General features: G+C 57.7%; 6 protein-coding genes and 1 rRNA gene. 4 read left to right on the forward strand and 3 right to left on the reverse strand.

Going from position 1 to position 11,053, the window contains the following annotated elements; genetic code table 11:
• The first annotated feature begins 103 nt into the window (after positions 1-103).
• Positions 104-2,134 carry an elongation factor G gene (fusA, locus tag B071_RS0105905; protein ID WP_018526182.1) on the forward strand — a complete coding sequence of 677 codons (2,031 nt, stop codon included), beginning with the start codon at positions 104-106 and terminating at the stop codon, positions 2,132-2,134.
• Positions 2,135-2,253: 119 nt separating this feature from the next.
• The gene (gene fusA / locus B071_RS0105910) at positions 2,254-4,332 is read left to right on the forward strand and encodes an elongation factor G (protein ID WP_026245025.1); all 2,079 of its coding nucleotides are present in this window, start codon (positions 2,254-2,256) and stop codon (positions 4,330-4,332) included.
• 60 nt (positions 4,333-4,392) lie between these two features.
• Here the strand turns inward: fusA (B071_RS0105910) and trmB are convergent, their stop codons facing one another.
• Together trmB and mfd are read right to left on the reverse strand one after the other, a co-directional pair.
• Positions 4,393-5,211, reverse strand: a complete 819-nt coding sequence (trmB, locus tag B071_RS16190; RefSeq protein ID WP_083914552.1) for a tRNA (guanosine(46)-N7)-methyltransferase TrmB — start codon at positions 5,209-5,211, stop codon at positions 4,393-4,395.
• 73 nt (positions 5,212-5,284) lie between these two features.
• Complete coding sequence (gene mfd, locus B071_RS0105920) at positions 5,285-8,635, reverse strand: transcription-repair coupling factor (RefSeq protein WP_018526185.1); 3,351 nt, start codon at positions 8,633-8,635, stop codon at positions 5,285-5,287.
• An 85-nt stretch (positions 8,636-8,720) separates the two neighbouring features.
• Between mfd and B071_RS0105925 the strand changes: the two genes are divergently transcribed.
• Both B071_RS0105925 and B071_RS20600 read left to right on the forward strand, forming a co-directional pair.
• Positions 8,721-9,683: a hypothetical protein gene (locus tag B071_RS0105925; RefSeq protein ID WP_018526186.1), complete on the forward strand. Its 963-nt coding sequence runs from the start codon at positions 8,721-8,723 to the stop codon at positions 9,681-9,683.
• A gap of 5 nt (positions 9,684-9,688) precedes the next feature.
• Positions 9,689-10,396 (forward strand): PilZ domain-containing protein, encoded by a 708-nt coding sequence (locus B071_RS20600; protein WP_018526187.1) that lies wholly within the window; start codon positions 9,689-9,691, stop codon positions 10,394-10,396.
• Positions 10,397-10,784: 388 nt separating this feature from the next.
• On the opposite strand, the gene rrf is transcribed toward B071_RS20600, so the two are convergent.
• Positions 10,785-10,895 (reverse strand): 5S ribosomal RNA (gene rrf, locus B071_RS0105935).
• Positions 10,896-11,053: the final 158 nt, after the last annotated feature.

Raw genomic sequence — 11,053 nt, forward strand, 5'->3', positions numbered from 1 at the left:
GATTGAAATCTCCCCGGGCCCTCGCCCTGGTCGCCCTCTGGATCCCGGCTGTTCCCTGGACTGTAACAAAAGCATCCACCTGTGATATTATCTGCGGCACGTTATGACCGAAAAAACACGAAACATCGGCATCATGGCCCACATTGATGCAGGCAAAACGACCACAACGGAACGCATCCTTTATTACACCGGCAAGTCCCACCGCATCGGTGAGGTCGACGACGGCGCCGCAACCATGGACTGGATGCCCCAGGAACAAAACCGGGGAATCACGATCTCTTCGGCCGCCACCACTACCTACTGGAACGATCACCGCATTAACATCATCGATACACCGGGACACGTGGACTTCACCGCCGAGGTGGAACGGAGCCTCCGTGTACTGGACGGAGCCGTGGCAATCTTCTGCGCCGTTGGAGGCGTCGAACCCCAAAGCGAGACGGTCTGGCGCCAGGCCGATTCCTACGAGGTCCCCCGGATCGCCTTCGTGAACAAGATGGACCGCATCGGGGCCGACTTCTTTGCCGTAGTTCAGGAGATCCGGGAAAAACTGGGGGCCACCCCCGTTCCCCTGACGCTCCCGGTGGGTTCTGAATCGTCCTTTTCCGGCACGATCGACCTCATCACCATGAAGGAACGTCGCTGGAACAGCGATGATTCGGGCAGGACCATCACGGAACACCCTATCCGGGAGGACCTGATCCTTCTGGCCGAGGAATGGCGGGAAAAGCTCCTGGACGCCGTTTCGGCCCATTCTGACGAGATCACGGAACTGGTTCTGGATGACCAGGAGGTTCCCCCTGAACTTATCCGCACCATCCTGCGCCGGGAGACCCTGAACCGCTCTCTGGTACCTGTTTATGTGGGGGCCAGCCTCAAGAATATCGGCGTTCAATCGGTCCTGGACGGAGTGATCGACTTTCTTCCCGCCCCGGAGGAGCTCCCCCCCCTTCAGGGAATGCATCCGAAAAAGGGAGAACCTGTTCTGGTTGAGCGCACAGACCAGGGGCAGGCCCTGGGGCTGGTCTTCAAGATCCAAACCGATCGGGAGGCAGGGAACCTCTGCTTCGTCCGTCTGTACCAGGGGGCACTCAAATCCGGTACGGCCGTTTTTAACCATAACCAGGGCAAACGGGAGCGGGTAAACCGCATCTTCCGGATGCACGCAAACCGCACCGAACAGGTAGATCGCCTGGTAGCAGGCGAGATCGGCGTGATTGTGGGGTTCAAGATTGCGCAAACGGGAGACTCCTTCGGCAGCGAGGGCTTTCCCGTGATCCTGGAACGGATGCACTTTCCCGAGCCCGTTATATCCGTCGCCATCGAACCGCGGACCATGAGCGAGCGGGACCGCCTTCAGGAGGTGTTGCAGCTCCTGACCCGCGAAGATCCCACCTTTCTCTGGAAGGAAGACGAAGACACGGGAGAACTGATCATCTCCGGCATGGGAGAGTTGCACCTGGACGTGCTGGTTACCCGGATCGTGGAAGACTACAAGGTACACGCCAAGATCGGAAATCCCCAAGTCACCTACCGCGAAACGATCACCTCCGCCACCGAGCATACCGAGGTGTTCCACAAGGTGATCGGCGGGAAGGAGAACCACGCCGAACTCACCCTGGCCGTATCTCCCCGCAAGCGAGGCGAGGGGAATCACTTCGAAAGCACGGTTCCCCTCTCAAAGCTGCCCGAGCCCTTTGCCTCGGCAGCAGCCCGGGGGATAACAGGGGCCTTCAACTCCGGGATCAGCCTGGGCTATCCCACCGTCGATATTCGGGTAGAACTGGTCGATGCGGTTTATTCGGACCTCACGGCCACGGAGTTCGCCTTTGAAGCGGCAGGGGCAATGGCCTTCGACAGCGCCTGCCAGAAAGCGGGAGCAGCCCTGCTCGAACCGGTCATGAAGGTGACCGTTCTGGTTCCCCAGGAGTTCATGGGAGAGGTCATCAACGGGATCACCACCCGAGGGGGGCTGGTCCATGCCGTCGAAAGCAGACCGGGGGTGGAACACATACTCGCCGAGGCTCCTCTGAAAAAGATGTTCGGTTACAGCACAGCCCTGCGTAGTGCTACCCAGGGGCGCGGCAACTACTCCATGGAGTTCTCCCACTTTGCTCCCGCATCGGCGCGCTGAGGCCCGGAGCAGATCGGGGGGAATGACGCCGGAGCTATAACTTTTGCTTGACAACACCCGGGACCGACAGGAGAATTGATAGCTAAATAACAGTCCCAGACAGGAAGGATGTGTTCATCATGGCGTACACTACAGATCAGATCAGGAACATCGCGGTTGCCGGCCACGGATCGACTGGCAAGACTTCTTTTGTCGAGCAGCTCCTCTTCGCAGGAAAGGCGATAGACGCCCCCGCATCGGTGGAGTCAGGCAAAACCGTGAGCGACTACACGCCCGAAGAGATCGAGACCGGCATCTCTCTCCACACATCCCTCTCCCACATTATCTGGCAGGAGTGCAAGGTAAACATCCTGGACACACCCGGAGCATCGGATTTTGTCGGCGAGGTTGTCACGGCCTTTCGTGCGGCAGAATCGGCCGTGATGATGGTAGGCGCCCGGGCCGGGGTTCAGATTGAAACGCTGAAGCTCTGGCGCCGTCTGGACAACCGGAACAAGCCCCGCATGGTCTTCATTAACAAGATGGACGAGGACCGGGCAAACTACGAGAANGTTCTTGCGGACCTCCAGGAAAAGTTTGATATTACCCTGGTGCCCGTTGCCATCCCCCTGGGCGCTGAGGGCTCCTTCTCGGGAGTTGTGGATCTGGTGAATCAGGAGGCCTGGTTCCCCGGAGAAAACGACGGCCCGGAAAAACCGGGCCAGATCCCCCAGGACGCCACCGACTCGGTTGCCCGCTACCGGGCGCAGCTTATCGAAGCCGCTGCNGAGGGCGACGACGAGCTCACAATGAAATACCTGGAAGAAGAAAATCTCACCGAGGAAGAGATCCGGAGAGGAATCTCCGAGGGGCTCCGGGCAAACAAGGTGGTTCCCGTTTTCTGCGGTTCGGCGCTCAAAAACAGCGGAATCAAGATATTTCTGGATTTTCTCTCCTGGGCAGCCCCCTCCCCTGCGGGGGTCACGGAGATCGCCGTAGACAAGGAAGGGAACGAATCACCNTACACGATCAGTCCCGACGAGTCCTTCGCTGCAATGAACTTCAAGACCACCCTGGATCAGTTCTCGGGGAAACTCTCCTTTGTCAAGGTCATGGGCGGCTCCCTTACAGCAGGCGCCGAATTCGTCATCGACCGGGACGGCAAAAAGATGAAGGCCGGCAAACTTCACTCCGCCGTGGGCAAGAAACTCATCGAGACCAGCGAAATCTGCGCTGGCGACCTGGGAGTTCTTACAAAAATTGCCGACGCTCACACGAACGACACCTTCCACGCTCCCGATGTGTTTATCCATTTTCGTCCCCTCGCCCTGCCGCAGCCAGTCTACGCCCTGGCCATCTCGGCCAACAGCAAAAAGGACGAGGACAAACTGAACGAACACTTGGTCAGGACAACCGAGGAAGACAAAACCTTTACGGTCACCTTCAATCCCGAAACCCACGAGACGGTCATCGCCGGCATGGGCGAGCTTCACATCACAACAATTCTTGATCGCATAAAAAAGAACCAGAAGATCGAGATCGAGACACGCCCTCCCCGCGTGGCCTACCGGGAGACGATCACCAAGTCAACCGAGGTGAGTTACCGCCACAAGAAGCAGTCCGGCGGTCACGGTCAGTTCGGCGAGGTCCATATCCGTGTCCGGCCCCTGGAACGGGGCGAGGAATACCACTTTGCCAACGAGATAAAGGGAGGGTCCGTGTCGAAGGGCTATGTTCCCGGCATCGAGAAGGGGCTCCACGAGGCGATGGAGCATGGTGTTCTCGCGGGTTATCCCGTAAAGGATGTGGGGATTGTNCTCTTTGACGGAAAGGAACACCCCGTAGACTCCTCCGAGATGGCCTTCAAGATCGCCGCCAGGGGGGCTCTCAAGGAGGCCATGAAGAAATGCGGGCCGGTCCTGCTGGAGCCGGTGATGAAGCTCGCAGTATTTATCGAGGAACAGTACTTGGGAGACGTTCTCTCCGACATGAGCTCAAAGCGGGGCCGGGTTCTGGGCCAGGACCAACTGGGAGGGGGGATCATCGAGATCGATGCCCTGGTTCCCCAGGCCGAACTGTTGCGCTACGCCATTGACCTCCGGTCGATTACAGCAGGAACGGGGAGCTTCGAGATGGAGCTGGACCACTACGATCCGGTGAGCGGAAAGATTGCCGACGAGATCGTGGCCAACTCGCAGTACGAGGAGCGGGAAGACTAGGATTGAAGGCACTGCCGGGGGTATCTCCGGCAGTGCGCGTTTCTTTATTGCTTTTCTTTATTACTTTCCGCTATCACTCTTCACCGTCTCCGGATTACCCGGGGATGTTGTCCCGGCGTAATCGTCGCAGGTGCGGCCGTCGCGAACATAGTAGAGTTCGAAGATCCCGTGGCCCTTCCGGAGGCCCTTCCGCTCGAAGGCCGTCTCGGGTCTCCATTCCCGGGGTGGCGCAAAGCCGTCAAACTCATTCCTGAACAGTCGNGAAGAATCCATAACGCGTCGCATCTGCCAGGCGTAGTCCTCCCAGTCCGTGACCATATAGAGATACCCGCCAGGATGCAGCACCGCCGCCACGAGTTCAGGAAACCCTTCCCGCACGATTCTTCGCTTCTGGTGCCGTTTCTTTGGCCAGGGATCGGGAAAAAAGAGATGGACCCCATCGACGCTTCCCGGGGGAATGAGGTGCTTGCACAGGGGCACCGCATCACACCGGGCGATCCGCAGGTTATGAAGATCCTGCTCTTCGATCTTGCCCAGAAGCTTGCCCACTCCCGGCTTATGCACCTCGATCCCCAGAAAGTCGCGATCTCCCTGACTCCGGGCGAGTTCGGCCAGGGAGTCGCCCATACCAAAGCCGATATCGATGATAACCGGCCGCCGGGGATCGTCTTTCCGGTGAGGAAAGACACCCTCCCAGGCGATCTGTTCCGGAGGAGCATCCTCCCCGGATGGTTCTGCCAGGGCGGGAAGAGAGATGCAGTAGCGATCACTCAGCCGCTCCCAGGCGTCTTTCTGATGATCGCTCATGCGGGCGGCCCGCAGAACGTAACTACGAATATTGTTCATCCTGTCTCCTTGCTGGTATCTGGTTGATAGCATCTGGCTGGTAACATCTGGTGGAGTATCAGGGCCGGGGCACCCGACCGTGCCCGCCAGATCACGGGCNCCGTGGCTAGAGCAACTGTGCCAGGCGCCCGCGGATAAACTCTGATTTTTCCTTGAGCCCGACCCGGCCCGTTTCCATGATGATCACGTTGGGACGTTGCGGATCCAGCGAGACGGCGCCGCCGGAGTTCTTGATCAACGATAATACCCGGTCCACCGAGACCGAGGCTACCTTGCCGAACTCCACCGCAAGGCGCCCCTGACGTTCACGCAGGGATGCCACGTGGAGGCGCCGGGCCAGAATGCGGATCTCTGCCAGGGCAAGCAGGCTCTGGATCTCCTCGGGCATAGGACCGAAGCGGTCTTCGATCTCACCGATCAACTCTTCAAACTGGGCGTCGGTGGTGACGGAGGCGATCTTTTTGTAGACCTCCATCTTCTCCATGGGTTCCTCGATGTATTGATCGGGGATGAAACCCGTGTATTCGAGTTCCAGATAGACCTCTTCGCCCTGATCGTCCCCGGAAGCGGCCGGTTTCTCGGCGCTTCTGATGGCGTCGTCAAGAAGCTTCAGATAGAGGTCAAATCCGATGGAGCCGATATCACCGCTTTGCTGACTCCCCAGAAGGTTGCCAGCACCCCGGACTTCCAGATCCTTCATGGCGATCTTGAAACCGCTCCCCAGCTCGGTGAAATCATTAATAATTTCCAGGCGCTTCATGGCAAGTTCCGAGAGCGCACGCTGATCGGGATAAAAGAGATAGGCAAAGGAGGTCCGGTCGCTCCGGCCCACGCGCCCCCGCAGCTGATACAGCTGCGAGATCCCGTACATGTCGGCCCGATCTATGATAATGGTATTGACGTTGGGGATGTCGATGCCGTTCTCGATGATCGTCGTTGCCACCAGCACGTGGAACGCTCCACTCACGAAGCGGTGCATGATATCCTCGAGCTGCCGCCCCCCCATCTGTCCGTGAGCAGATTCCACGATAACCTCGGGGACCAGCTGCTCCAGAAATTGCTGAACGTTTTCCAGGGTTTCCACGCGATTATGGAGAAAGAACACCTGCCCTCCCCGCTCGACCTCGGCCCGAATCGCCCTGGCGATGGTCTCATCGCTGAACTCGGCGATTACGGTCTCTACGGGTTGTCTGTTGTGGGGGGGCGTTCTCAGGAGCGACATGTCCCTGATTTTCAGAAGGGACATGTGCAGGGTTCGCGGAATGGGGGTGGCCGTCAGGGTGAGGCAGTCCACGCTATGCTTCAATTCCTTCAAGCGCTCCTTGTCCTTCACACCAAACCGCTGTTCTTCGTCCACGATGATGAGCCCCAGATTCTGGAACTCCACCGTCTTCTGGAGGATACTGTGGGTCCCGATTACCGCATCGATCGAGCCCGAAGCAAGCCCCTGAAGGACCTCCTTTTTCTCCTTGTTTTTTACAAACCGGGAGAGCATCGCCAGCTTTACAGGAAAGCGATCGAACCGCTCCAGCATGTTTTCATAGTGCTGCTCGGCCAGAATGGTGGTGGGGGCAAGAAAAGCCACTTGCTTTCCGCTGGCCACAGCCTTAAAAGCGGCACGGAGAGCGAGCTCGGTTTTTCCGTAGCCCACATCACCACAGACAAGCCTGTCCATAGGCTGGGGACGCTCCATGTCCTGCTTGATCTCGGCCAGACACCGCAGCTGATCTTCGGTCTCTTCGTAGGGAAAGGTCGACTCAAATTCCATCTGCCATTCCGTGTCAGGAGGGAAACCGTACCCCTGGACCTTCTTCCGCCGTGAATAGAGGGCGATCAACCGATCTGCCAGGTCCTCCACGTTCTTTCGCACAGCGCCCTTGCGCTTCTCCCAGCTCTTCCCCCCAATCTTGTCGAGTCTGGGTGGCGTCCCTCCCGATCCGATGTAGCGCTGAATCAGGTTGACCTGCTCGATCGGGGTGAAGACCGACTCCTCGTCGGCGTATTCAAGCTGTATGTAATCCCGCTCGTTGCCCGCTGCGGTCATCCGCTTGATTCCGCAGAACCGCCCGATCCCGTAGTTCATGTGAACCACGTAATCGCCCTCATCGAGTTCCACAAAGGTGTCGATGGGTGCGCTCTCGGTCTTTCGCAAGCTGGCGGGAGCCCTCCGGCGACGACCGAAGATCTCGTTCTCCTGGATAACCACCAGTCGCTGTTCCGGCAAGGCAAAGCCCCCGGTGATGTGTCCCAGGACCACGTCCACTGCGTAGTCCCGCAGAAGAAATTCGATCCGTTTTTGCTGCGCCTCTGTATCGGCCACCACGATAACCCGGTGACCCGAGCCCGTCAGGGTCGAGAGTTCTTCTTTCAGGTAGTTGATGTTTCCAAAGAAGGATCTCGGGGGATCGCAGGAAAAACGGATCCCCCCCGCCTCCCGGGCAGAGGCGAGGGAATCAAAATGAACCGAGGAATTCTGCACGCGCTCCATGAGATCCTGGCAGGAGAGGAAAACCCTCTCGGGCCTCGGCAGGGGCCTGCGAAAGTGTTCTTCGGCAAAGATCGATTCGTACTCTTTCCGGAAGCTCTCACCCAGAGCGATCGTTCGCTGCGGGTCGATCCAGATTACCCTCCCGTGACGGTGCAGGTAGTCAAAGACCGTAGCGCTCTGCCGGAACTCCTGCGAAAAGGCTGCGGTCCAGTAGGGAGGTGCGGTCTCCCGTTCCGCCAGATCCAGCACCTGATTCTTCACGGCTCTCATTTCGGGCCACTGAAGAGCCTCCTGAAAGAGAAGATCCCGCTCCTCCCGGGTCCAAAGGGATTCCCTGAGGGGGTAAACCTGAAGGGTCGATATTTTTTCTCTCGATGCCTGGGTGACAGCGTCAAAGAGGCGTATTCCGGAAATCTCGTCGAAATCGAAGACAGCCCGACACGGGAAATCCCACCCCGGCAAAAAGATATCCAGCACCTCCCCCCGGAGGGCAAACTCGCCGTGGACACTTACCTTGGGGACCCTCCAGTAGCCCATCTGAATGAGTTGCTGCGCGATCCCGGCGGGATCGAGAGGTGCGCCCGTCTCGAGCGTAATTACCTGCTCCAGAAGATCCCCGGGAGAGGCGGTGCGCATCATGATCGCCCGCATGGGAGCGATTACAACCCGGCGGGCTCCACGGTTCATCTCCACCATGGCTCGCATTCGTTCACCCCAGGCCGAGGAACGGGAAGAGGGTTCCGCATAGGCGCTGGTCCCCCAGGAGGGCAATGCGATCGATTCGACGCCAAAGAGCGCAAGATCACCCTGGAGGGGGAGGACTTCGCTCTCGTTGGGGACCACCACAAGAAGGGGGCCGGCCATGTCGCCAAAAATCCGCGATACCAGATAACTGGCGAAGGTTGTCTTTGCACCTCGTACCGAGAGGGGCAAGGGACCGTTTTTAATGGCGCGCGAGAGCTCAAGCATCGCGGGGTTTCCGCCGAAACGGGAGGTTAACTGCTCTTTGAGTAAGGTTTTGCTGGAATTTGTCGACATTATTGATTGAGGTCCTATGTTGCAAAATCGCCGAACGCTTGGTCTGGCTTGTCTGCTAGTTTGTCTCGTCTCCCCTCTCCGTATCGGGGCTCTGACGGTCTCGATCCGGCTCTTTGACGAAGAGATATATTTCCCCGACAGCTCCGTTTATGTGGCCGTGGCGGTAGAAAACCAGACCCCTGAAAGCGTCCAGTTCAAGGTCGCTGACAACCGGCTCTTTAATCTGGATTTCTCCGTTACCGATCCCTCGAACCGGCCCCTGGGAAGCTCTGGAGAATTTATCATAGGGCGGACAACGAATCAAGTTTTCTACCGCACCGTTACTCTGGAACCGGGAGAGCAATTCCGGTTCATCGAGGCTCTCACCGATTACGTCTCGCTGGAGACTCCCGGGCAATACCGGGTGCAGGCGACGTTTTACCCCGGCCTTTTCCGGGGTAATTCCAGTCAGGGAATAGCATCGAATACGATCCCCCTTTCTATCCGGCCGGGCCATTCCCGGGAAATTCGACAGGAAATGCGCTTTCAGGCCATTACCGAAGAGCGACTCCAACGGGAACGGAAAAGCCCCGATGAGGTTGTAGAATACTTTCTGGAGGCCCGGCGACAGGAAGTGTGGGACCGGTTTTTTCTCTATCTGAATCTGGAGAAGATATATCGTCAGAATCCCGAACGGGACCGGCGGTTTCGCCTGCTGAGCGAGGCAGACCAGCTCGACACCATTCAGCGTTTTCGGGATGATCTTGTGCGACAGCCCTCGGGTTCGGACGCCGCTCTCGTTCAGGTTCCCAGCAGGTACGAGATCCTCCAGACCAGCTATTCTCCCGATGAGGGACGGGTGGTGGTGCTCCTCTCCTTCGATTACGAACGGTACCGCGAACAAAAGCGGTATACCTTCCGGCTTGAGCGGCGAAATGGCTTCTGGGAGATCATCGGATATAACGTGGAGAACCTTCCGAATAAGGCGATACATGAATGACTGTGATGCTTGTAAGCGNGAGCGCCGAACTGCGACCCTATATTGAAGAATCCTTGAGCCATCGGGATACGAACGTCATTTGCTACGATAATCCGATCAAGGCCATGGATAATCTCGAGGAGATCGAGCCTCAGATCATTCTCTTCTCTGCAACCGATTATCCGAGGCACTGGAAGCCCTTTATTGCTTATCTGCGTAGTACCTTCAGCCGTCGGGAGACGATTTTTATTTTGACCGTCAGCGAGGCCTTCGACGAAACCGAGGCAGAAAAGGCTGAGTGTCTCCAGGTGAACGCCATAATTACGGAGGCTCTCTCAGGCGAGGAGACGGCACAACGACTCAGGGGTATTGTCACACGCTACTACCAGAGTCTGGATGTTCGCAGTGCAGCGCGATACATGCCCTCACGAAACGACGCAATACGTTTCATGTTTACAAATCCCTACACGTTCCGAATTGTGGGGTGTGAGGTGATCGATATTTCCAGCGGAGGATTGCTGGCTCGTCCCATGTTTCCCGAGGAGACATCTCGCATAGATACCTATGCTGTTGTAACGGCTGCCTCGCTTCTCCTGGGAGAGAAGATTGTTTCGCTGAAAATGAAGGTGGTGCGGGTTAGCGATGCCATCGCCTTTGAGTACGTTGATATCCCGCTGGATACGGAACAGCTGATCTCGGCCTACCTGACGGAACGGATCTCTCCGGTCGCTTGACCTCGCGGGGCAGATTCCTTTTTTTTCCTGTACCACGTGGCAGCACAAGGAGGCGTTGCCCTTCACTTTACGATGAGCTCTGCACCTCTACGGTTCCTGGGGATACAGAAAAAACGTCTCCTCCGCCGCTGCCNGCGGCTCCGGCTCGGTGCGTTCCTCGGGGCTCCGCCCCTGCGGTACACACCGGGGTACCCAGACGTTTTTTATTGCCCCATTTCCATGCGGGCAATAAAAAACGTCTGGCGACGACTCCTCACTTTGTTCGGACGTCGGCGCGTTCCTCGGGACGTTGTCCCTGCGGTACGCGCCTGGCACGGTCGTCTCCTTCCAGAGAGTTCTTTTTTATCCCCAGGCCCCTTGCGCGGGTCCTGGGGATACAAAAAAAAACGTCTGGCGACGACCTACTCTCCCACCATGCGGCAGTACCATCGGCGCGAGAGGGCTTAACTTCCGTGTTCGGAATGGGAACGGGTGGAACCCCTCTGCTATGATCACCAGACGTAACAATTATCTGTTACCGGAACGGGAATGAAGGAGTGCATCAGGCGGGAGCCTGAGCGACTCGGGATGCCAGGGGCGCATCCGATGCGTTGCAGCGAGTGATATCTCGAGCGTCCTGAGATGACCCATATGGTCAAGCCTCACGAGAAATTAGTA

Source organism: Alkalispirochaeta alkalica DSM 8900 (assembly GCF_000373545.1).
Taxonomy (GTDB): Bacteria; Spirochaetota; Spirochaetia; order DSM-27196; family Alkalispirochaetaceae; genus Alkalispirochaeta; species Alkalispirochaeta alkalica.